This window comes from Paenibacillus sp. Y916 (assembly GCF_056786435.1).
This window is the reverse complement of the sequence record NZ_JBXCJA010000003.1, coordinates 229,393-250,868: the sequence shown is the minus strand read 5'-3', so window position 1 is coordinate 250,868 and position 21,476 is coordinate 229,393. Positions and strand designations below refer to the sequence as shown.

At 41.8% G+C, this 21,476-nt stretch carries 22 protein-coding genes and 1 pseudogene; 8 read left to right on the top strand and 15 right to left on the bottom strand.

Annotated features, from left to right (window positions below):
* Nucleotides 1-23: 23 nt before the first annotated feature.
* Nucleotides 24-446: pseudogene (locus AC1TO9_RS09215) on the top strand (glycosyl hydrolase family 65 domain-containing protein); the annotation flags it as partial.
* Here AC1TO9_RS09215 and AC1TO9_RS09210 read toward each other — a convergent pair.
* The 4 genes from AC1TO9_RS09210 to AC1TO9_RS09195 form a co-directional block, all read right to left on the bottom strand.
* Nucleotides 441-1,640: a M20 family metallopeptidase gene (locus AC1TO9_RS09210; RefSeq protein ID WP_482055864.1), complete on the bottom strand. Its 1,200-nt coding sequence runs from the start codon at nucleotides 1,638-1,640 to the stop codon at nucleotides 441-443. The pseudogene AC1TO9_RS09215 and the gene AC1TO9_RS09210 sit on opposite strands and share 6 nt — an antisense overlap.
* A gap of 91 nt (nucleotides 1,641-1,731) precedes the next feature.
* Entirely contained in the window at nucleotides 1,732-3,105 is a 1,374-nt protein-coding gene (locus tag AC1TO9_RS09205; protein ID WP_482055863.1) for an MFS transporter, read from the bottom strand.
* Between the two features lie 318 nt (nucleotides 3,106-3,423).
* On the bottom strand, nucleotides 3,424-4,710 hold the full coding sequence (locus AC1TO9_RS09200; protein ID WP_482058971.1) for an NCS2 family permease: 1,287 nt from the start codon (nucleotides 4,708-4,710) through the stop codon (nucleotides 3,424-3,426).
* A gap of 208 nt (nucleotides 4,711-4,918) precedes the next feature.
* Nucleotides 4,919-5,797, bottom strand: coding sequence for a LysR family transcriptional regulator (locus AC1TO9_RS09195; RefSeq protein ID WP_482058970.1), 879 nt, complete (start codon nucleotides 5,795-5,797; stop codon nucleotides 4,919-4,921).
* Between the two features lie 181 nt (nucleotides 5,798-5,978).
* Between AC1TO9_RS09195 and AC1TO9_RS09190 the strand changes: the two genes are divergently transcribed.
* Nucleotides 5,979-6,977 carry a DMT family transporter gene (locus tag AC1TO9_RS09190; protein WP_482058969.1) on the top strand — a complete coding sequence of 333 codons (999 nt, stop codon included), beginning with the start codon at nucleotides 5,979-5,981 and terminating at the stop codon, nucleotides 6,975-6,977.
* A 63-nt stretch (nucleotides 6,978-7,040) separates the two neighbouring features.
* On the opposite strand, the gene AC1TO9_RS09185 is transcribed toward AC1TO9_RS09190, so the two are convergent.
* The 4 genes from AC1TO9_RS09185 to AC1TO9_RS09170 form a co-directional block, all read right to left on the bottom strand.
* The gene (locus AC1TO9_RS09185; protein WP_482058968.1) at nucleotides 7,041-7,247 is read right to left on the bottom strand and encodes a GyrI-like domain-containing protein; all 207 of its coding nucleotides are present in this window, start codon (nucleotides 7,245-7,247) and stop codon (nucleotides 7,041-7,043) included.
* 21 nt (nucleotides 7,248-7,268) lie between these two features.
* Complete coding sequence (locus AC1TO9_RS09180) at nucleotides 7,269-7,523, bottom strand: GyrI-like domain-containing protein (RefSeq protein ID WP_482058967.1); 255 nt, start codon at nucleotides 7,521-7,523, stop codon at nucleotides 7,269-7,271.
* A 64-nt stretch (nucleotides 7,524-7,587) separates the two neighbouring features.
* Nucleotides 7,588-8,526, bottom strand: a complete 939-nt coding sequence (locus AC1TO9_RS09175) for a helix-turn-helix transcriptional regulator (protein ID WP_482055858.1) — start codon at nucleotides 8,524-8,526, stop codon at nucleotides 7,588-7,590.
* Between the two features lie 202 nt (nucleotides 8,527-8,728).
* On the bottom strand, nucleotides 8,729-9,748 hold the full coding sequence (locus tag AC1TO9_RS09170; RefSeq protein ID WP_482058966.1) for an SDR family oxidoreductase: 1,020 nt from the start codon (nucleotides 9,746-9,748) through the stop codon (nucleotides 8,729-8,731).
* A 407-nt stretch (nucleotides 9,749-10,155) separates the two neighbouring features.
* Between AC1TO9_RS09170 and AC1TO9_RS09165 the strand changes: the two genes are divergently transcribed.
* A complete protein-coding gene (locus tag AC1TO9_RS09165) occupies nucleotides 10,156-10,695 on the top strand; it encodes an NADPH-dependent FMN reductase (RefSeq protein WP_482055856.1) in 540 nt (179 codons plus the stop codon).
* A 442-nt stretch (nucleotides 10,696-11,137) separates the two neighbouring features.
* Nucleotides 11,138-11,833, top strand: coding sequence for a 4'-phosphopantetheinyl transferase family protein (locus tag AC1TO9_RS09160; RefSeq protein ID WP_482058965.1), 696 nt, complete (start codon nucleotides 11,138-11,140; stop codon nucleotides 11,831-11,833).
* A gap of 80 nt (nucleotides 11,834-11,913) precedes the next feature.
* Here the strand turns inward: AC1TO9_RS09160 and AC1TO9_RS09155 are convergent, their stop codons facing one another.
* Entirely contained in the window at nucleotides 11,914-12,798 is an 885-nt protein-coding gene (locus AC1TO9_RS09155; protein ID WP_482058964.1) for a helix-turn-helix transcriptional regulator, read from the bottom strand.
* A gap of 126 nt (nucleotides 12,799-12,924) precedes the next feature.
* Here AC1TO9_RS09155 and AC1TO9_RS09150 point away from each other — a divergent pair, with 126 nt between their 5' ends.
* Together AC1TO9_RS09150 and AC1TO9_RS09145 are read left to right on the top strand one after the other, a co-directional pair.
* Nucleotides 12,925-13,812, top strand: coding sequence for a sugar phosphate isomerase/epimerase family protein (locus tag AC1TO9_RS09150; RefSeq protein ID WP_482055853.1), 888 nt, complete (start codon nucleotides 12,925-12,927; stop codon nucleotides 13,810-13,812).
* Nucleotides 13,813-13,874: 62 nt separating this feature from the next.
* Nucleotides 13,875-14,876 (top strand): Gfo/Idh/MocA family protein, encoded by a 1,002-nt coding sequence (locus AC1TO9_RS09145; RefSeq protein ID WP_482059145.1) that lies wholly within the window; start codon nucleotides 13,875-13,877, stop codon nucleotides 14,874-14,876.
* 222 nt (nucleotides 14,877-15,098) lie between these two features.
* Here the strand turns inward: AC1TO9_RS09145 and AC1TO9_RS09140 are convergent, their stop codons facing one another.
* Nucleotides 15,099-15,557 (bottom strand): serine aminopeptidase domain-containing protein, encoded by a 459-nt coding sequence (locus AC1TO9_RS09140; protein WP_482058963.1) that lies wholly within the window; start codon nucleotides 15,555-15,557, stop codon nucleotides 15,099-15,101.
* A 4-nt stretch (nucleotides 15,558-15,561) separates the two neighbouring features.
* Nucleotides 15,562-15,735 carry a hypothetical protein gene (locus AC1TO9_RS09135; protein ID WP_482058962.1) on the bottom strand — a complete coding sequence of 58 codons (174 nt, stop codon included), beginning with the start codon at nucleotides 15,733-15,735 and terminating at the stop codon, nucleotides 15,562-15,564.
* 244 nt (nucleotides 15,736-15,979) lie between these two features.
* Between AC1TO9_RS09135 and AC1TO9_RS09130 the strand changes: the two genes are divergently transcribed.
* Nucleotides 15,980-17,179, top strand: a complete 1,200-nt coding sequence (locus AC1TO9_RS09130; protein ID WP_482058961.1) for an MFS transporter — start codon at nucleotides 15,980-15,982, stop codon at nucleotides 17,177-17,179.
* Nucleotides 17,180-17,475: 296 nt separating this feature from the next.
* Entirely contained in the window at nucleotides 17,476-18,153 is a 678-nt protein-coding gene (locus tag AC1TO9_RS09125; RefSeq protein WP_482058960.1) for a lysoplasmalogenase, read from the top strand.
* A gap of 16 nt (nucleotides 18,154-18,169) precedes the next feature.
* Here AC1TO9_RS09125 and AC1TO9_RS09120 read toward each other — a convergent pair whose 3' ends face one another.
* From AC1TO9_RS09120 to AC1TO9_RS09105, 4 genes are all read right to left on the bottom strand, one after another.
* Nucleotides 18,170-18,667, bottom strand: a complete 498-nt coding sequence (locus AC1TO9_RS09120) for a VanZ family protein (protein ID WP_482058959.1) — start codon at nucleotides 18,665-18,667, stop codon at nucleotides 18,170-18,172.
* A gap of 56 nt (nucleotides 18,668-18,723) precedes the next feature.
* Nucleotides 18,724-19,557 (bottom strand): M15 family metallopeptidase, encoded by an 834-nt coding sequence (locus AC1TO9_RS09115; protein WP_482058958.1) that lies wholly within the window; start codon nucleotides 19,555-19,557, stop codon nucleotides 18,724-18,726.
* A gap of 120 nt (nucleotides 19,558-19,677) precedes the next feature.
* Nucleotides 19,678-20,775 (bottom strand): sensor histidine kinase, encoded by a 1,098-nt coding sequence (locus AC1TO9_RS09110; protein WP_482055846.1) that lies wholly within the window; start codon nucleotides 20,773-20,775, stop codon nucleotides 19,678-19,680.
* Nucleotides 20,768-21,466: a response regulator transcription factor gene (locus tag AC1TO9_RS09105; protein WP_482058957.1), complete on the bottom strand. Its 699-nt coding sequence runs from the start codon at nucleotides 21,464-21,466 to the stop codon at nucleotides 20,768-20,770. The genes AC1TO9_RS09110 and AC1TO9_RS09105 overlap by 8 nt, the downstream gene beginning before the upstream one ends.
* Nucleotides 21,467-21,476: the final 10 nt, after the last annotated feature.

Genomic DNA, 21,476 nt, shown 5'->3' with positions numbered 1-21,476 from the left:
CTTAAAGAATTCAGAATCCTGTAATATTTGCGCATGATTCGTCCTTATCGTCTTGTATTTTCAGCATTATGGCTTCTAAAGTGGGGTACGCAGACAAAGCGTATAATTATTTCACCGAAACAGCGCGCCTTGACCTGGATAATACCCACGGAAATACGAAAGATGGTCTACATCTAGCTAATATGGGCGGGACTTGGATGGCAATCGTATACGGTTTTGCAGGGGTGAGACTTAAAGAGTCGGGGCTGTCATTATCGCCAACGATCCCAACCAGTTGGGATCGTTATGCATTCCGTATTCGTTACCGTGGACGTCTCATTCAGTTCCAAATCCATACAAGAGGCTTCCAGATTGAACTCCTTGAAGGGGAAGACTTGCAAATTCAAGTATATGGTAAGCGAGTGAATTTAGGACTACATCAGTCTGTTAAGCAATCGCTCTTATAAAGATTCGCTACCATCGCAATAAGAAGCAACAACAGCAGCCATCGCTTTTGCACAAATAATAAGACTTTTTTCATTGATATCGAATTTAGGGTGATGATGCGGGTATGCTTCTCCCGACTCCGGCATCGCACCTACATAGAAGAAACACCCGGGTACTTGTTGAAGGTAGTAAGCGAAGTCTTCTGATGGCGGTTGTGGAGCTGTCTCCAATACAGCTTCTACCTCTGGAATAGCCGCTTCTACTAAAGCTTGATGCACATGTTCTGTCACTTCAGGATCATTATATAGAACAGGATAATCATTAGCATATTCAAGAACGGTTGTTACACCAAATGATTTCTCTAATCCTTCTGTAAAAGCACGAACTTGAGATTCGACGATGTCTCGTGTCTCATTAGACATCGTTCGAACATCTCCCTCAAGCGTTACAGCATCTTTAATTACATTGAATGTACCTTTACCATCGAAACTACCAATGGTAATGGAAGCTGTATCAAATGGGTTGATCCGGCGGCTAACAATCGTTTGCAAACTCATAACGAAGGAACTCGCTGCAACAATAGCATCATTCGCCATATGAGGCGATGAACCATGCCCACCTTTACCTTGAACACGTAATTTGAAGTAAGATCTTCCCGTTTGTGTGTTCCCACTTCTGTAATAAATATGTCCTGTTTGCATGGTAGACATGACATGGATCCCGATGATAGCGTCTACGCCGTCTAACACTCCCGCTTTAATCATTCCGAGTGCGCCACCTGGAGGTGCTTCCTCCCCTGGTTGATGAATGACTCTAATCGTACCTTTCAACTGATCTTTCATCTCCGCTAATGTCTCTGCTAATACCAACATATAAGCCGTATGCCCATCATGCCCACAAGCATGCATGACGCCTTCGTTTTTTGACGCAAACGGTAAGCCTGTTTCTTCCTTGATAGGCAGTGCATCGAAATCCGCCCGAATAGCGATCGTTTTTCCTGGCTTAGTCCCTTTAATGGTTACAACGACCCCGCGTTGACCACCGAAGTTCGTTTCCACGGAATCCACGGGGATTTCTTTATAGAAATCGGCGATATAGGCTGCCGTTTGATCTTCATGGAAAGAAAGCTCTGGATGCTCATGAAGATGTCGACGAATTTCAATTATACGCTCCTGTTTGGCATCTAACTTCTCCATTAAATCATTCAATAACATGTAATGGCCCCCTTCATTTATTTCATAATAACTACAAAATAATCTTTGTTATTCTATCACAGGCTTAGCTAACAGGGACGGGGGATGGCGTCTATTTGCCAGCACTTCTTGGAACAAATAGAACAATAGAAATGATTGAAAGTACACCGAATATAACGTTCGTGATAATCCCGGCTGTTGCAGCCACTTCCAGACTTGCCACTGCTTCAATTGAACTATATACCGTTGCTGAAATGGCAACACCGAACGCGCCACCAAGGGAGCTTGCCATTTTGTAGATCCCTGCAGCTTCACCAACTTTGTTGGAAGGTGCATTAGATACCGCTGTATCTGTTGATGGCGTTGCATATATTCCAAGTCCAAGACCAAATAAGGCAAAGCCAATAAACACAGCAACTGTATAGGTAAAGCCTTGTAAGAATGTTAAACCCATAACTGCTACACCAACAGAAGTTATGACTGCACCCCATATCATGGGTGATCTTGCGCCTACCTTCTGCAGAATTTTCTCACCGACACGGATCATAGCCAACACGGCTACTAAATAACCAATGGATAACATCCCTGATTGAAACGAAGTAAATCCTCGACCTACTTGAACATACGTGTTGGCAACAACGAGTGTACCTGCTACTGCGTTTAACAAGAAATTTGAGTATGTGGCACCCGCGTACGGTTTATTTTTAAATAAGGAGAAATCAATTAATACAACAGCTTTTCCCTTTTCAACTTTAACAAATACGATAGCTCCTATGATCGTAACAACAGCCAAACCAAGCGTAAGTGGACTTGTCCAGCCGAAATCTGCACCTTGAGTAATAAAGATATTTAATGCAAGCATCGTTACTATAAAAATAGCTAAGCCCGTGTAATCGAATTTAAATGCGCCTGTTGATTGTCCTCTACTTTCGGGCGTGTCTTTAATAAGCCACATCGCAAGCAGTGAGAATACAATTGAAAAGATGAATATCCATCTCCATCCCAAATACGTCGCAATCGCACCTCCAGCAAGAGAACACACACCTGAACCACCCCAAGATCCGATGGACCAATAACTAAGTGCACGTTGTCGATCTGCACCTTCGAAATACGTCTTCATCAATGCGATGGTTGCTGGCATGATACATGCAGCGGATAAACCTTGAACGACACGACCCATAATTAACATGACGGACCCATGAGCAAATACCAGGAGTAGAGAACCAACAACACTTAATATTAGCCCGATATATGTCATCTTTTTGCGTCCAACCTTATCTGCTAATCCACCAGCAGCAACGATAAACATCCCTGAGAATAACGAAGTTAAACTAATGGCTACATTCAGTGTTCCCATTGAAATACCTAAATCTGATTGAACTGCTGGAACAACATTGACCATCGCCTGTGCAAAAAGCCAGAACGTTAAGACGCCAAACACAATTCCTGCAATCATTTTGTTTGTTCCTTTATAGCTGCTTTCCATGAGTTTTATCCTCCTTATGTGCATGGAGGTATTATTAGCAATAGTACCGATATTTATAAAACTAATTGTCAAACCGTCATCATAGGGATGCTTCATTCTTTGCTAGGGCACATTTAAGATGAATAAAAATCCTCTTCCTTGGACAAAGGCCATTGGTGCTGGGATATGTTCTGGTATGCCTCCGCTGCGAAAGAAAGATTTGTAGCAGCTCGCAAGTATGTTATCGCTCGAACCCAACATAGGAACACTCTAAGTACGTATTGAAAACACCTATAGCCTGAATGCCATAGGTGTTGTGAACAACTTCTCTAATTCAACTTATATCGATCCTAATATAAAATACAGTAGGAAGAAGAATGCGATGACGTACATCGTCACAGACACTTCTGCTCTCCGACGCGTAACTACCTTCACAAGCGGGTAAGCGATGAAACCAAATGCAATCCCATTAGCGATACTAAAGGATAGTGGCATAATCACCATCATTAAATAGGCTGGAAAAGCCTCTGTAAAATCACTCATGTTTATTTCCTTGATACTTTGGAACATAAGACAACCGACAATGATGAGCACAGGAGAAATCGCACTGCTCGGGATCACTTTGAATACGGGAATAAGAAATAATGCAGGAACAAACAGAAGTCCCGTTGTAAAAGAGGTTAGACCCGTTCTTCCTCCCGAGGCAATACCTGTCGCAGCCTCAGCGGCTGTTGTCATGGGGCTACAACCCAGAAGTCCCGCACTGATCACCGAAAAGGAATTCGCCTGAAATGACTTCCGAAACTTTGATTTATCAGGTAGCATTCCAAGCTGCGCGCCCATATTCGAGAAAATAATGACCATCGATAACGAGAATACCGCGGTCCAGAAATTAAGCGTACCTATCGCGCTAAAATCCAGAGCGAAAAATAACTCCCCATATCCAGCAAAGGAGATGCTGAAATCACTTAAGGTCGAAAAATCGACAATACCCAGTAATGCACCAATACATGTCCCTATGACAATGACAATTAAGAAGCTTCCTGTGACATTCCGTAAGAAAAGCGGAATCGCAATAAGTAAGGTTAGTATTGTCGTCAATGCATAGGGGTCACTAAAATTCGCTAAGGTAACGAATGTCCCTTCACTCGCAATGATCAGTCCGCCATTCTTCAATCCTAGAAAGGCAATAAAAAGACCAATGCCGGCGGTCATTGCGTTAATCATAGACTTTGGAATCGATCGAGATAAATAGTCGACCCCTTTTGTTATCGAAGTTAGCATAAATACGATACCTGCTAGAAATACAGCTGCAAGTGCTTGCTGCCATGTAAGTCCTAGCGAGAATACCAATGTAAAAACAAAAAATGCGTTATCGCCCATACCAGGGGCCATAATTAATGGTGAATTCGCCCATAATGCCATCAGCATACAACCAATAAAAGAACAAATGACTGTAACAATCATTGCAGCTTCATACGGCATGCCAGCTTTACTTAAAATAGCCCCATTCACCGCAATGATATAGGCAATCGTCATAAAGGAGGTTGCTCCTGCAACAACTTCCGTACGTATAGTTGATTTCTCCTCATGAATATGGAACAGCTTCTGTAATCGACTCTTCAATATCAGGAACACCCCTTATCGTTTTCCTACCTCATAGGGTTCTCCCAATGCTTTCGGTGCACGTGCCTACCTACCGCTCCAATTAAAACAAAGGGCAATAAAGTTAAACATAATACTTGTAATAACTTCATTAATACCTCTTTTAGCTTTAATATATCCTACAAGCGCGCCCCATATCCCACCTAGTAAAGCACCTATTGAACCCATCCTAATCATCTATATTCAGACCTGACAGACCCGTTCGAGCATTAATCACATCGATAAAAGATCCCAAGGTGCTCGTCAAATACGCATCTTTGCGTCTAATGAAGACTGTCGTGATATTCTGATATGGCTCAGGGATATGATGGCAATAGATCGTACCTCTCGCTGCTAGATCAGTAACGGAGGACTCAGGTATAATGGTTATCCCTATGCCAGCCGCAACGCTCCCTATAATCGTTCCGAATGTACCAAACTCCATAATCTGCTTCGGAATGATGCCTTCGATCTTCATCCAACTCTCTAGTCGCCCACGATAACCGCAACCTTTCTTATAGAGCAATAAGGGTTTCCTCGTGATGTCCTCCATAGATAAGGATTTACTCCTAGAGACAATCACTAGCTTCTCACTTATGACCTCTACCTGTTCGATTAACGGATGCTTTATCGGCCCTGTCACAAACGCTCCATCCAGTTTCATATCAATCACTTCCTGCACTAGATGCTCCGTTACCCCAGCTTGCAACGATAATTCCACATTCGGATACTTGCTGTAATAGGCTGATAGAATCTCAGGTAAGGCATTCACTGTCTCAACGATTCCAATATCGAGAACCCCAGAAGGTGCAGTAGATTGGCTAAATACATCCTTCATTTCATCAACCTTCGATAAAATTTCCCGTGAATATTCAAGAAGTCGCTTTCCTTCAGTGTTCAAGACCATCCCACGTTTATGTCGATAGAACAATGGCGTCTGAAGCTCCTTCTCTAATATTTTGATTCTCGCTGTTACATTAGATTGCCCGTAACTTAGCTGTACCGCTGCCTTACTCACACTCCCGAGAGTTGCCACCGTCTGGAATATTCTTAAATCATTGAATTCCAATCCGCTTTACCCTCCATTCATCGATGACTATCGTTATATCATCATTATAAATGATGATATAACGCATTTACAATCATTTTACGAACAAACCCTACTCTCCTATTATGATTTATAGATACTAACAATTTTAAATATTAATTTCCTATACATTACATACGAAAAGGCAGTGGAGTAAACCATCATGTTCAAAAACAAACTTATTCTAGGGTCCATACTATGCTTAATCGCAAGCATGTCATGGGGAGCTATGTTCCCTGTTGCGCACGTTGCATTGCAGCATGTCAATCCGTTCTATTTTTCACTTATCCGATATTTCATCGTTAGCCTCATCCTCGTCGTGATTCTATGGGCTAAAGAGGGAAAATCAGCATTTCGCTTGGAAGGAAGGGGTAAGGCGCTCCTGTTCTATGGAACGATGGCCTTTACAGTCTACAATCTGTTAGTCTTCATTGGACAACATCTTATGGGCGAGTCAGGCACCGTCGCTGCTTCGATCATGGAAGTACTTATGCCGATGATATCCATTTTGGTCTTGTGGATTACCACACGCAATAAACCGAAGAGATATATGCTCACGAGTATCGTAATCGCGCTATTCGGCGCATTACTTGTCATTACGAATGGGAAGCTCACCTTCTTCACGATGGCTAGGCAGCATTTATTTCCGCTACTACTTATTTTTATAGGGGTTGTGGGATGGGTAGTATACTCAATGGGAGGAGAGACATTCAAAGACTGGTCGCCTCTTCGTTATTCAACGTTAACCTGCTTGCTTGGAACAGCCGTATCCTTGGTCGTCGTAGGTTCTGGTACGGCCTTCCAACTGATTTCGGTACCCACATGGCATGATGTATACGCGGTCAAATATGAGATGTCATTCATGATTCTTTTGCCAGGTCTCGTCGCCTTGCTAAGCTGGAATGCCGGGATCAAGATGATATCTCCGCTCAATGGTATTCTATTTATCAATTTCGTACCGATCACCACCTTCATTGTGATGGCTTTTCAAGGGTATCAGATTAGTATGTATGAGTTATTTGGCACTTTGCTGGTCATCTTTGCCCTTCTACGAAGTAATGCGTATGAGCGAAAAGCCGCCGCAATCGATAATAAAACCGCCAAGAAACGTATATCTCTTCAATCGAAAATGGATAAATTGAAAGAGAAGGGCGCACATTAATGCGATCCCTCCTTCTGCAATTGAGAAGAGCCAACTGCTAGTTGCAGTCGACTCTTCTTCCGTCTATTTGATGGCTATGTAAATCTGCACTTCCGTATTTGTAGGATCAAAGCTTCGAGAATCGTATAGTTCAAAGTCTCCTGTGTAGGATCTTGCATCGGGTCTTTCCTTGAAATACTCCCAAATTTCCCCCCACGCTTGCGCAACTACTTCATGTACCAAGCCCTTCTTAGTTGTAAATACAATATATTTGCTCTCTGGTATAAACATTTGAGGGTAGTTGCTATCGGATTAAACCGCATCATCACCCGCTTCGTGCCCAATAAGAACCGTATAGGCCCCTGTCGCATCACTCTCATAATCAGTATATAACGCATAGATAAGATGGGGATTATTTGCACCCGTCTGCAACAACGTGTTACTCCCAAAGTAGGTTTCCCACAGTTGTGGTAAACTGCCGTTCGGGCTCGCTTCTTCAGCATTTGTCGTACGTACACTTACACCAAATAGTGTCACTTTCGGTTTTAAAACAGGTTCGCTAATCATTGTTCATCCTCTTTTCTTTGTATTTCATTTGATTATACAATTGAAAAGTGGACACCTATCTGTCTTAGTTAGAATATCGCCCAATAATATTGTGTGCCCGGATCACGATTTCCTCCGCCACACTAGCTGGCTGCTCCACTTTGACCTGATCACCATAGCTCAGAAGCATGCTATATAACCATTCGTCATCCGCGAATTGCCCTTTCACTTGGATCGAGCCATCATCTAACACGGTAATCTGATCAGGATGAAAGGCATCTACGAGCCGATAATGAACTTTCGGATCAAAGTTAAGAATGACTTCCCGTTTGGACTCCTTCAACCACTCCGAATTCCACACATAACTCTCTAACGACGGCGTCTCACGACGTACATAGTGTTCCATCAGCATCCGTAATTCCTGTATACGGGATAATCGGAACACTCGGAAGTCATCCCGCAGCTCACAGTATGCATGCATATACCATAAGTACCCTTTTAGAATTAAGGCAGAGGGTTCAACGATTCTCTCACTCGCTATTCCGTTCATATTCAGGTATTGGATATTCACCTTGCGTGTCTCCTCAATAGCCTGTCTTAACGTATTAACTTTATCCCGCGCTATAGAGTTCTGTCCCCAAGGGTTAAAATCAAAGATCATCCCCGTTCCTCGTTGCTCAACATCTATTCGGTCTACTTTATTAAGTAGCGCTTTAACTTTTTCAAGAAGGGTAGCGAACAACCTATCATCCATCACCGAGGTGATGCCCTTCACAGCAGCGACCATCGCGGTTATTTCATTTAACGTAAGAAATTGCCGTGCAATCGTGTATTCTTCCATCATTTCGAACCCGCCCGATACTCCTTGATGTGCCACAATGGGGATGCCCGATTGGCTCAATGTATCCATATCTCGATAAATCGTCTTGGTGGATACTTCAAAGCGTTCAGCTAACTCTTTTGCGCTGACACGCTCACGATTAAGTAGTAGTATCGTCATCGCTAGCAAGCGGTCAATTTTCATTGGATCTCTCCTAAATATGTTCTGTTTCCTTGTTATTTATTGAATTATTTTCTAATACAGCTAATTCGAATCATCAAAAATACGGATGCATTTGATTTTGTGCTCTCCAAAGACGATTTCAAAAATGACGCCACTTCTTTCAACTACGAAAGGAATGGCGTCTCTATTTTTCAAACATCTACATTTGCTATTTAATTAAACCCTATTCCAACATTGTCATGACAGCAGCGTCCAATACACCGACAATTTTGTCACACCAAATATCGAATTCTTCATCCTCTGTTTGATGTTCCGGATGCGCTAGAATGTACTCTACCGTCTGCTTAATACCTTGATCAAGTCGAGTGGTTGCCACAAATTCAGGAACAAGTCGTTTCAGTTTGGAATTATCAAATACAACCGAATTAGCCTTATCTCCTAACAATCCGCCCCTGTAATCCTCTGTGCTGCTACATGCAGCCAATAGTGATGATGAAACATGAAGCGCATTCAATTTCACGCCTAAAGCATCGGCAATGATCTCGTATATTTGATTCCAAGTTACTGTCTCATCAGAAGTGATCTGAACAGACTCACCAATAGCATGAATATTGCCCATTAATCCAATAAAACCTTTAGCAAAATCACTATTATGCGTCATCGTCCACAAGGAAGTACCATCTCCATGAATGATCACCGGTTTATTCGCAAGCATACGCCTAGCAACCTGCCAGCTTCCTTTACTTCCATGTACACCAAGTGGAATGGAACGTTCATCATATGTGTGACTCGGTCTTATAATTGTAATTGGAAAATCGTTCTCACGATACTGCTTCATTAAGTACTCTTCACAGGCAATCTTGTTTCTAGAATACTCCCAGTATGGATTCGATAAAGGCGTACCCTCTGTAATTCTATAATCGGATAAAGGTGTTTGGTAAGCAGAAGCAGAGCTAATAAATATAAACTGTTTCGTTTTACCTTTAAATAATCGATAATCCCTTTCCAATTGAGTCGGTTCGAATGCTATAAAGTCAGCAACGACATCAAACTGCATGTTCTCTATTAACTTAGCTACATGGACTTCATCATTAATATCAGCTTTAATGATATTTACACCAACGGGTAAGGCTTCATTTCTGGTGCCCCTATTTAAAAGATAAAGCTCACATCCTTGTTCTACCAATTTGTTGGTAATTGCAGAACTAATCGTCCCGGTTCCTCCAATAAATAGTACTTTCATGTTGCACCTCCGTAAAGTAATGTTCCAAGCTGAAACGGCTTTGCCATCCTGTTTAAGGAGTTTATGCTTCCGATGCTAGCGATACTTCGTATCACTTTGAAGTATCCGTCTTTGCGGAAATATAACTAGCTATCCATTCATTTCCTACGATAGCATGCGTTCGCCATTAAGACAATCCTTCTATGCACATGCCATAGGAAATCGATAACAACAATTATATTATTAGTTACGAAAGTATAGTTGACAAACAAAGCATAGTGAGACATAATAATCTTATATTTGAAATATACTAACTAGAGATACCTGAGTATATGCTTCTTGGGAATTGACATAATATTGGAGTGGTACAGTACATGAAGTGGTTAAACAAATTATTTGGTATATCTACCAATAAGGAGGAAATAACAATGACAAAGTTAAACATAGGTATTATTCTAGGAAGCACTCGTCAAGGACGCGTCAGCCCACAAGTTGGGGAATGGGTAAAAGAGATTGCTGACAAACGTGGAGATGCCAACTATGAAATCGTCGATATTGCAGATTTCAAATTACCACTATTAGGTGAAGCTGATCCGGGGGCAGGAGCTGCAGCTTGGTCAACCAAACTAGCTAGTCTAGATGGATTCGTATTTATCGTTCAAGAGTACAATCACAGCCTTACAGGAGCATTGAAGAATGCACTTGATTATGCGCGTGACGAGTGGAACAACAAATCAGCAGGTATTGTAAGTTACGGTTCTGCAGGTGGAGTTCGTGCAGCTGAACATTTACGTGGAATTCTAGGAGAATTACAAGTAGCTGATGTTCGTGTGAATCCTCTACTATCTCTATTCACTGATTTCGAGAACGGATCGGTATTCAAGCCAGCTGATCTACATCTTGCTAATGTTAATGCTATGCTTGATCAAGTTCTTGCTTGGAGCGGTGCATTGAAGACTTTAAGATAATACAAGAGTATTTATAATAAAGCCAATCTCCAGTCTTCTGGGGATTGGCTTTCTCTATTTCGGTATGAATAACGATCTTAATTTCTGTTAAATTGGGAAAAAACAGCGATTGATAACTACGTTTAATGACTATATATTCTAGCTTTAGATATTTTATTGTTGGTATATTACTTGGCAATGACTTGAACTATAAAATTTGTTCAAACGAATAGTCCAACATTTGAATGAACCCTTTCTGCAACGAAACACGTTATTTCCTTATCCGTATGTGGAAGAAAAATAAAATAGATACTTTTACCTATGTATTTATTATCATTGGAGATCCATTTATGATAATATAACTCTTTGTCCTCAACCGAGCATCGTCATACACCAACTAGTAGATAACACTTAAAAATAACTTTTATTGGAAACCCCATTTACTCAATACTGGAGGTAGAATATGACGCAAGTCTATGGAATAAAGTTAATGAATGATATCGATCCGTTACAGATTCAGACCCTCATGGCTACCCTTCCGATAGAGAAACAAGACCGAATACATCGATTTATTCATAGAGACGATGCTGTAAGAACATTAACAGCCGATATTCTCTCCAGGCTTAAAATCTGCAATAAACTTAACATTAAGAATAGGGATATACAGTTCATTCACAATAAGTATGGGAAACCACTTCTACATAGAAATAACGAACTACATTTCAACAACTCTCACTCTGGCCAATGGGTCTTATGCGCCTTATCGGACTCACAAGTTGGGATAGATGTAGAGCTTATTAGTGACATCGACTTCGACATAGCTGAACATTGCTTCTCTGAACAGGAATGCCACGATCTATACGCACATAGGGAGGATAATAGGCAAGACTATTTCTTCGATCTTTGGACGCTTAAGGAAAGCTATATCAAGGCAGTAGGTGTAGGTCTATCCCTTCCCCTCTCTTCATATACGATTAGGAAAGATGATCATCACATTCTCCTAGATACGCAACATGCATTTAATAATTGTTACTTTAAACAATACCCTATCGACCCCGCATATAAAGTATCCGTATGCTCACAGCAAGATACCTTTCAAGAGCAGGTTGTGCAGCTTACCTTCACTGAGATGTTCCATCAATTTATGGACTGTGTATAAGAAGGACTAGAGTATCGACACAGATCGTCAGGAGGTCACGGCCAGGACCCATTAAGAGTACTCTCAAACAACCTATCATTCTATGATCTCCTCGTACCCGATGGGGTCACGCCCATATACCTTTTGTACAGTTTGGTAAAATAGTTCGGATTCTCACACCCTACCTTGGATGCGATCTCTGTTATTGAATCATTACTCTCAAGGAGCAACCGCTTCGCCTCATTCATTTTACAGATATTCACATATTCAATAAAGGTTCGGCCAGTTAATCGCTTGAATAGTTTACAGAAGTAGTACGGATTAAGGCTAACCTCCTTTGCAGCCTGTTCGACCGTTATCTTCTCAGACAAATTAGACTCCAATCGTTGGATCAGTAACTTAAACCGCTCATAATTCGAAAAATACCCCTCTACAGGTTTGTCATCCAACTGGTGTGGCATAAACGTACGTGCTAATAACGTAAATAGTACATGTAGTTTCGACTTGACTACAAGTTGATAAGCGGGAGCCTTTGCTGCAAGCTCCGCTATGGCCTCATCCAATATAGGATAATAATTTACACATACCTCATCATGATCAGCTGGTTTGACTGGAAATCGCTGCTGCCCCTCTAAATAGGGGGAAACATACTGTACATGTACCGGATCATGCATCCAATCATTGAATAGCGAAGCATTCAAGACAACACAGTCATAATTCATATCTCCATCGTCTAGTGAATATCCAACATGCAGACTACCACCTGGAATAATGACAACGTCTCCTGCCGTAACCGTATAGGGGCGGCTGTCGATATGGAATAGGGCTCTACCTTTACGCATGACGATGATCTCGAAATGCTCATGCCAGTGTAAATAGAGAATGCAGTCATTCTTTTTAGCGGAATGATGATTACGAAAGAGTTGAAATGGATATATTGAATGCTCGAGACGAGTATTCTCCCAAAGTTCCTTGGGATAGGTCATATTCTTCTTCACCACCACAAGATTAGACTAGTATTGCACAAGATTGAGTAGAGTAATTATGAACTCCCCTGACTATAATGAAGATGTTACGAAAACTATATAACAATATTGGAGTGATATACAAGGATGCATAATAAATTACGTATTGGAACGCTAGTTCAGGGTGGAACCGCAGTTCAGGTTATTCCACAAATCGTCTCACATGGATTCGAATCATTCAACCCAACCTTTTGGCAGACGACAGGAGATACGGATCTTGCAGAAATGGCAAAGCGTCTACGTGAACTTGCAGACGAGCATGATTTTGTAATCTCAGCGATTAGTGTATTTGGGAATCCTTTGACAGGCGAAGGGGATAATGCCGATACGCTTGCAAGTTGGGAACGTCTTATCGATCATGCACATTTATTCGGAACGAATATTGTATCCGGTTTCACCGGTCGCCTAACTGGGCAATCGATTGACGAGTCCATTCCGAAATTCAAGGAAGTGTTCGGCGAATTGACGCGCAGAGCGGCGGATAAAGGTGTCCGCATTGCTTTTGAGAACTGCGATATGGGCGGCACTTGGACAACTGGTGATTGGAATATTGCACATAACCCGGCAGCTTGGGAGCTGATGTTCGATGCGGTTCCTGAAGATAATATTGGACTAGAGTGGGAGCCATGTCATCAAATGGTGAGCTTAATCGATCCCATTCCACAGCTACGTAAATGGGTGAACAAGGTATTCCACGTACATGGCAAAGACGCAACAATTGCATGGGATGTTGTTAAAGAGCAAGGGGTGCATGGAAAGGAACCATTCGTTTGGCATCGGACACCGGGCTTCGGTGATACTAACTGGTCTGATATTATTACGATTCTAAGACAAAGTGGTTATCAAGGAACGATTGATATCGAAGGCTGGCATGATCCAGTCTATAGGGATGAATTAGAGATGACTGGGCAAGTTCATGCCTTGAATTATCTGAAACGCTCCCGTGGCGGAGACTTTGTTCCAAATCCGATATAACTAGAGAGAGGTTGATCACTGTGACATCAAAACATCGAGTAGTCTTAGTTGGCTGTGGTGCGATGGCCAATACATGGGTTGATTATGCAAAGAGCAGATTAGATACGGAGATTGTCGGATTAGTCGACATTAAGGAAGAATTCGCAGTCGCGATGGCAGAGCGTAAAGAGCTAACCTGTCCGACATTCACAGATGTCAGCCAAGCTATTGTGGATACGCAGGCCAATATCGTATTTGATGTTACGATTCCGTCCAGTCATTATGCAGTGAGTAAGTCTGCACTTGCACTGGGATGTCATGTCTTTGCTGAGAAACCATTAGCAGAGTCTATGAATGATTGCATTGATATTGTGCGTATTTCTGGGGAGGTCGGCAAGACTCATGCCGTCATGCAGAATCGGCGCTTCGATCCACGCATACGTGCATACCGTAATCTTATCAGTGAGGGTACTATTGGCAGACTAGGTTTCATGGGGGCTGACTTTTTTATCGGAGCACATTTTGGTGGCTTTCGTGATGCTATGGAGAGTCCGTTGCTACTCGATATGGCGATCCATACGTTCGATCAAGCGCGTTTCATTGGTGGCGCAAATCCGGTATCCGTCTACTGCCATGAATTCAATCCTCCTGGTTCTTGGTATGCAGGTCATGCAATGGCTATCTGTATCTATGAAATGTCTGATGGCTCTGTATTTAACTACCGTGGTTCCTGGTGTGCTGAAGGCGTGCCTACATCATGGGAAGCATCCTGGCGAGTGACGGGTGAACATGGTACAGCAATCTGGGATGGTCTTGGAGAGCCGTATGCGGAGGTTGTTACTGCTGGCGATCAATCTAGAAATTTCATTCGTGATTATGAGCGCATAGAGGGCAAGCCTGTAGAGATGAAGCACACATTCCACGAGGGTTGTCTAGAGGATATGTTCGCCTCGCTTGAAGAAGACCGTGCGCCAGAGACAGACTGTAGCGATAATATATACAGTATGGCGATGGTCCTGGCTGCTCTAGAAAGTGCTAAGACCGGTCGCAAAGTGCTGATCGCTGACTTTATGGATGTCTCTTGAGGTACTCCTCGATCTCCGTGCCCGTGCCCCGCGTTTAGCGAAACAGCTGCAAAACTGCATCTAATTCAGCGTGAAAGGTACAGAAGCGAGGAATAGTTGCAGAACCTACAGTTAAAAGTGCCGATCACGATGAAAAGTGGAAATTTGTGTAATCTAGATGTACTCTGTGCAACTAAAATTAGCGTTAGGGAAAATAGGCGGGATTTAAGTGCACTTTTGCAACTATAGGCGTGTAGGCCATAGTCTCACATCTTCTTTAATGACAGGACTTACCGATACGGTTCTACACACCTTGGGATGATTATTTCCTTGAATGGCCCAAGTCCCGCCTGAGCTTGATCCAAATAAATAGAGGGGAAGTCCCACATATTGTGTTGCCGTGAAGTCGATCACTTCGTTCACAAAGAGGTTCCAGCTTAAATATGTTGCTATGTACTGATCCATTACATAGGTCTGTCCCTGTCCCGGCCCATCAAAGCTTACTGTGATGAAACCCATTCTTGAGAAATTAGCTTCATAGGTGATTGATTCTTCTTTTGAGGAATCGATGGGATTTAGGATAATGACGCAACCCTTTGGCAGATCAGGAACACGTATTCTTCCGTAACAGGCGTTGCCCTCTACTTGGATCACGGAGGTAACAATCTCATCTTCGTTAAGTATATCTGCTTCTCGATGCATATGTTTACAGCTTAGGTATCATCCCCGCTTCTCCTCGCTTCTCCTCGCCTGTCTCAGGGAACATCCACTGAATGAGATGATAATGCATTCCTGCAAGTCGATAGAATTGCTCTTCCTCACCGAACAGTTTGCATAACGTCATGCGATATTCTTTTTTACATAGATTAGAATGGATCACATAGAACCGCGCTCCCCCTAATATCATACTCGGGAGAGATTTTTAATCCTCTTTTTCAGCTAATTTGGGTAAATTGTACCATAAGGCGAATGAGCCAACACCACATTTAATGCTTAGAAGAAAAGATTACCCTTGAAAATACTTTCAGAAAACGAAATAATAAGAAACATGACTTGTTTCACAAATTTACATGATAATAAGATGACGCTTCATCACATCAGTCAGAAAGATTGAAATCCACACCATGAATTTGACTCAACGTATCAACAAGAAACAAACGATCAAAGAACCATTTCCCATCTCTATACTATCTCTTACGGTAGGTGCCTTTGCGATTGGAATGACTGAATTTGTCATTATGGGTCTTCTGCCCAATGTTGCCGAGGATCTACATGTCAGCATTCCAACTGCCGGACAACTCATTACTATGTACGCCCTTGGGGTCGCCATCGGTGCTCCAATACTGACGATCCTTACCCAACGCATCCCACAAAAGAAGCTACTCTGTCTGCTGATGATTCTATTCATACTCGGCAACGGAATTTCCGTATTTGCTCCAACCTATGAGATTCTGATGGCTGCTCGTATTATCACTGCATTAACTCATGGAACTTTCTTCGGGGTAGGGGCCGTTATCGCATCCAATCTTGTACCAGCAAATAGGCGTGCCGCTGCCGTGTCCATTATGATGGCTGGCCTAACGATAGCGAACATTATCGGTGTTCCTCTAGGTACATTTATCGGGCAACGCATGGGGTGGCGAGCTTCATTTGCTATGATTGCAATTATCGGGGTTGTAGCATTAATCGGCATACTTATCTTCATTCCCCGAATCCGACAAGATCAACCTGCTAGTCTAGCACAGCAGATCTCCTCCTTGATTCAACCTAAGCTACTTCTATACCTATTGATCGGAGCGCTAGGTAACGCCGGCTTATTTGCCGTGTTCACATATATTGCGCCGCTACTTGTACAAGTCAGCGGTTTCGCCGAGCATAGTGTTACCTGGATTCTAGTTCTCTTCGGTTGTGGCGTGACGATCGGTAATATCGTGGGTGGGAAGCTTGCGGACTGGAAGCTAACGCCCTCCTTACTAGGACTTTATTTCGCTATATGTATAATCCTTACCATCTTTACCTTTACGGTTCATCATCCAATAGCTGCTGTATTAACTATCTTCCTGTGGGGTGTCGCTTCCTTCGCGGTGATGCCAGGGCTACAGGTACGAATTATGAGCTTAGCAAAGACCGCCCCAGCACTTGCATCTACCTCTAATCATTCAGCCGGTAATCTGGGTAATGCAGGTGGTGCTTTCATTGGTGGGTGGGTCATTACACATCTAGGCATTACATCCCTACCTTGGGTCGGTGCACTGCTTGTTGGGATGGGTCTAACCATCGCGATAGCTTGTTATATCTCGGAACGCAAACACGCTGCTGCATAATCCTTTAGATATACTCTTCATCTGAATATAGTACGATTGCGTTAGACAACAGAAACGACATATAGTCGGTGAAGTTCCTATCGAGTGAATGGGATCTCATTATGCTTAAGTCTATCGATATGCAAAAAGCCTGAAGAACTTCACCGGATTGGTGAGGCCTTCAGGCTTTTAAATATATGAGAACGTATAAGTACGCATTCAAAAGTCAGCAATGCTAGATATATCACATTAGTTATGATAAAGTTCAACAGAAGGAAATTTCCAAAAAATTCATTCAAAAAAAAGGAGTCCTTTCTTTGAGAATGTATCGATTACCTGCACTTATTTTACTTATGAGTTCACTTTATATTTTCGTTATTCCCTCGGACCCACACGCCGTCAAACTCCTATTCAAGTTAATTCCGATGTGGCTCATCATCGTGTTTGCATACTTTCAAACTCCTACTCCTAAAAAGCGTTATCATTGGTTGCTACTCATCGGATTATTCTTCTGTATGCTAGGCGATGGGCTGCTAGATTGGTTTGTCGTTGGATTATCCGCATTCCTTATTGGACATCTGTTCTATATGATGGGATTTCTCTATAACTGGAAATTCTCAAAGCTTAGATTCATAACAATCGTCCCGCTTGTCATGTATGGCTCATTCATCGGTTGGAAGATTATTCACGCGTTGATAAGAGACAGCAATGAATCCTTAGTCGTACCTGTCCTTCTTTATATTAGCGTCATTTCCTTGATGACATGGTCCGCTATTATGACCGGTCACAAATGGGCTATCATCGGAAGCATTTTATTTACGATCTCCGATTCTATTTTGTCATGGAACCTCTTTGTATCCCCCGTGGCATATTCAAGTGTGCTTATCATGATAACCTACTACGCTGCTCAATTCTTTATCGCTTACAGCATTCGAACATTAGCTAGTGAGAGAAATATGAATACAGAAGTAAGCGTTGGAATAATCAACATATAGCTAATTTTTTTACAGACTATATTACATTCTTATTATAAATTTGTAGCGTAGAACCGTATATCCCTATTTTAAATACACCATATCCAATGATTCCGCCGCTTGTATTTAGAATGAGGTCATCCACATCGAATGTTCCAATATACAACACGAGTTGTGTAACTTCGAAACATAAACTTAAGAGTAGAGATAGCACGAATACGCCTATAAATGACGCACCCCTTTTACTGACAATCATAGGTATGAATATGCCTAACGGGATAAATGCTATAATATTCCCTACGACATTAGTCATTGAGAATGGATCATAGATGGACATACTCTGAATCCCTCTTGAGATTTCCTTAAACGGAGTGTAGTTCCCATGTCGATTGAAGATCATGTCGGGGTTCTGTAATGTTCGCTGAAGTTGATAGAACAGCGATGATATACTTACAGGGCCCATCTTAAATAGAATTAACTTGATTAATAGATACAGATAAACGACAAATGCTAGCACTAGCACAACTTTCATCATTAATTTCATAGGTTTCAATTTGATATCATCACCCCGTTATTATTCAAATATGTATTTCACTCGTGTACAGTTACAATGACGCCATCTATGTTGTTTCCTGATATCTCATAGTGACGATTCGCAGGGACTTCAATAGATGTATTGCGAGAAACAGGTTGATAAGAAACATCATATTCCTTACCCTCTATCATCATCGAGATACTCCCTCGTTCTTTCAAAGAATCTAAATATTCTTCCAACGTATCATTATTCTTCTGCATAATGGCACTGTGAGGCAGACCGACATAGCGAAAGTGCCACGGTTCATATTGAATACCTGTAACAGCGGTTTTATCCTTGGGATAACGTAAAATAAATCCGTACTTCCAAGCATTCTCTTGCAACCATTTCCCCTCAGGTGCTTTACTCATCTCCATTTGTGTAGATCCAATATCAAGGGATAATCCTAAATTGTGTTCACTATAGCCCGCAGGCAAAGCATAATCAGAGCCCTTTTCTTGATAAAGCAACTCTTGTTCTTCAAAACCTCGATAACCACTACTGATCAGGAAATGATTGACTCCTTCCTTGCGAGCAGCCTCTACCATCTTCAGAAACTTTTGTGTCACACGCTTTGACAGTTCAATATTTGAATGTAGCAAGCCATAACCCTGTACCAAATCTTTTTGCCCAGATAAACGTACGATATCCGATTTCACGCTATCTTGGTGAACAGGATACTCCTTGTTAACCAACAATAAGTCCCCTTGATACATCTGATCTTGTGTAACGTCTATCGTAATATGCTCTTCATTAGCAACCTCGTTAGTCCCTTGAGTGCTTGGTGCTATATTTATAGCTTTGATCCCTAATAACAATATAATAATCACCAAAAAGACCCACTTCTTCATCCACAATTTCCTCCTTAACCCCTTATCTACTCTTAAGGATAAAGAAAACTGTTTAAATAAAAGTGGGACAATAATTAAGTTTTTCTTAAATATATGAACACGACATTGTTCTGTATCTCGTCATTGTGCACTTTCTTGTGGCAAATGTACTTCAAATATTGTGCGTACCACATTACTTTCAACAGAAATGGTTCCGTTATGCTGCTCTACAATATTCTTCGCAATGAACAAGCCAAGACCTGTACTGCCTTCTTGATGTGTCCGCGCTCTGTCACTTGTATAATACATCTCGAAGATATGAGGTAATTCTTCTGGAGAGATATTCCCACCGTAGTTGACCACCTGAATCACCACTTGTCCCCCATCAAGATAGCAGTTGATATCTACAAACTGACCATCCCTTCCATAACGAGTAGCATTGGTCAGAAGATTCTCGAACACACGGGCCAATAGTTCCCCGTCGCCATCAATGCACAAGTTAGGTGTAATATTCAATCTGGCTACAACGCCACTTTTCTCAAATACAGGATACAATTCCTCATTTAACTGCAGAAGAAGTTCACTTATATCTATCTTTTCTTTTTCCACGGGTAACATGCCGTAGTTCATTCTAGTGATATCGAATAATCCATCAATAAGCTTTTCTAAACGCTGGGACTTGGTAAAGGCAATGGTTGTATAATGCCTGATTTGTTCCTCTGTTAGATGTTCATCTTTAAGAATCCAATCTAAATAACCCAACACGGAAGTTAGTGGTGTCCGCAAATCATGAGCCAGATTGACGACCAATTGATCCTTACTGCTCTCTGCGAATTCTCCTCTTTCTACAGCCTCTTGCAGTTTTTCACTAGCTATATTAAGCTCCTCTGCAATTTCCCTGAACTCATCATTAGAGGGGATATGAACACGATTCTTGAAATCCCCATTGGCAAGATGATGAATCCCCTTGGAGATTTCATTGAAATAGGCCGCATAAGGTTTGGTCAACAAAAAGAAGAAAAGAATAGCTAACGGGATAAATATAATTAGAAAAAAGTAAATATCCCCAACATTGTACATCATCAGGCGATAACGAGCCAGTGGATCTTCCGCCCGAACCCCAGCATAATAAAGTTGTAGCATTTTATAGACCGCATAGGTGATGATCCCTGACAAAAGCATGCTTAATCCCAATAACACAATCATTCTAGTCCGAAAGCTTCGCTTCTTTTTATCCATTGAATGTATACCCCACACCCCAAATGGTTTTGATGAATTTACTTTTATTTTTATCTTCACCAAGCTTTTTTCGTAAAGTGCGAATATGCACCATAACCGTATTATTACCACTTTCATAATAGGCTTCGCCCCACACTTGTTGGAAAATACTTTCCACACTAAAGACGATCTTCGGATGACCCGCAAGTAGATACAAAATATCAAACTCTTTGGGTGTTAACTCAATAGGTTCACCATAAAGGGTAACGGTATGTTGATCAGGACTAATGGTTAATCCACCCGCTTCCAATACAGATTTATTCGTGTGAATCGGTTGATTAAATTCCATAGAACGTCTTAATTGAGAATTAACACGCGCAACCAGTTCCATAGGATTGAACGGTTTGGTCATGTAATCATCTGCCCCCATCACTAGACCTGTGATCTTATCGAGGTCAGAGGTCTTGGCACTTAGAAAGATGATCGGCATATGATGTTGCTCTCGAATTTGACGGGTGACTTCATAACCATCTAGTTCAGGCATCATAATATCTAATATAGCTAAGTCTACCGATTGAGATTGAATCGCTTGAAGCGCTTCTTTCCCATCCGATGCGGTGATGATATCGTACCCCTCTTTTTTTAAATGTAAAGCTATTAGGTCCGCAATCTCTGCCTCATCATCAGCTACCAAAATTGTGATGCGCCTCATTCTTATTCAA

Excerpts from the sequence above, each read along its gene's own strand:
- AC1TO9_RS09210 (WP_482055864.1), bottom strand. The coding sequence starts at position 1,640 with ATGTTATTGAATGATTTAATGGAGAAGTTAGATGCCAAACAGGAGCGT.
- AC1TO9_RS09205 (WP_482055863.1), bottom strand. The coding sequence starts at position 3,105 with ATGGAAAGCAGCTATAAAGGAACAAACAAAATGATTGCAGGAATTGTG.
- AC1TO9_RS09190 (WP_482058969.1), top strand. The coding sequence starts at position 5,979 with ATGTTCAAAAACAAACTTATTCTAGGGTCCATACTATGCTTAATCGCA.
- AC1TO9_RS09185 (WP_482058968.1), bottom strand. The coding sequence starts at position 7,247 with ATGTTTATACCAGAGAGCAAATATATTGTATTTACAACTAAGAAGGGC.
- AC1TO9_RS09180 (WP_482058967.1), bottom strand. The coding sequence starts at position 7,523 with ATGATTAGCGAACCTGTTTTAAAACCGAAAGTGACACTATTTGGTGTA.
- AC1TO9_RS09175 (WP_482055858.1), bottom strand. The coding sequence starts at position 8,526 with ATGAAAATTGACCGCTTGCTAGCGATGACGATACTACTACTTAATCGT.
- AC1TO9_RS09170 (WP_482058966.1), bottom strand. The coding sequence starts at position 9,748 with ATGAAAGTACTATTTATTGGAGGAACCGGGACGATTAGTTCTGCAATT.
- AC1TO9_RS09165 (WP_482055856.1), top strand. The coding sequence starts at position 10,156 with ATGACAAAGTTAAACATAGGTATTATTCTAGGAAGCACTCGTCAAGGA.
- AC1TO9_RS09160 (WP_482058965.1), top strand. The coding sequence starts at position 11,138 with ATGACGCAAGTCTATGGAATAAAGTTAATGAATGATATCGATCCGTTA.
- AC1TO9_RS09155 (WP_482058964.1), bottom strand. The coding sequence starts at position 12,798 with ATGACCTATCCCAAGGAACTTTGGGAGAATACTCGTCTCGAGCATTCA.
- AC1TO9_RS09150 (WP_482055853.1), top strand. The coding sequence starts at position 12,925 with ATGCATAATAAATTACGTATTGGAACGCTAGTTCAGGGTGGAACCGCA.
- AC1TO9_RS09145 (WP_482059145.1), top strand. The coding sequence starts at position 13,875 with ATGGCCAATACATGGGTTGATTATGCAAAGAGCAGATTAGATACGGAG.
- AC1TO9_RS09140 (WP_482058963.1), bottom strand. The coding sequence starts at position 15,557 with ATGCATCGAGAAGCAGATATACTTAACGAAGATGAGATTGTTACCTCC.
- AC1TO9_RS09130 (WP_482058961.1), top strand. The coding sequence starts at position 15,980 with ATGAATTTGACTCAACGTATCAACAAGAAACAAACGATCAAAGAACCA.
- AC1TO9_RS09120 (WP_482058959.1), bottom strand. The coding sequence starts at position 18,667 with ATGATGAAAGTTGTGCTAGTGCTAGCATTTGTCGTTTATCTGTATCTA.
- AC1TO9_RS09115 (WP_482058958.1), bottom strand. The coding sequence starts at position 19,557 with ATGAAGAAGTGGGTCTTTTTGGTGATTATTATATTGTTATTAGGGATC.
- AC1TO9_RS09110 (WP_482055846.1), bottom strand. The coding sequence starts at position 20,775 with ATGGATAAAAAGAAGCGAAGCTTTCGGACTAGAATGATTGTGTTATTG.
- AC1TO9_RS09105 (WP_482058957.1), bottom strand. The coding sequence starts at position 21,466 with ATGAGGCGCATCACAATTTTGGTAGCTGATGATGAGGCAGAGATTGCG.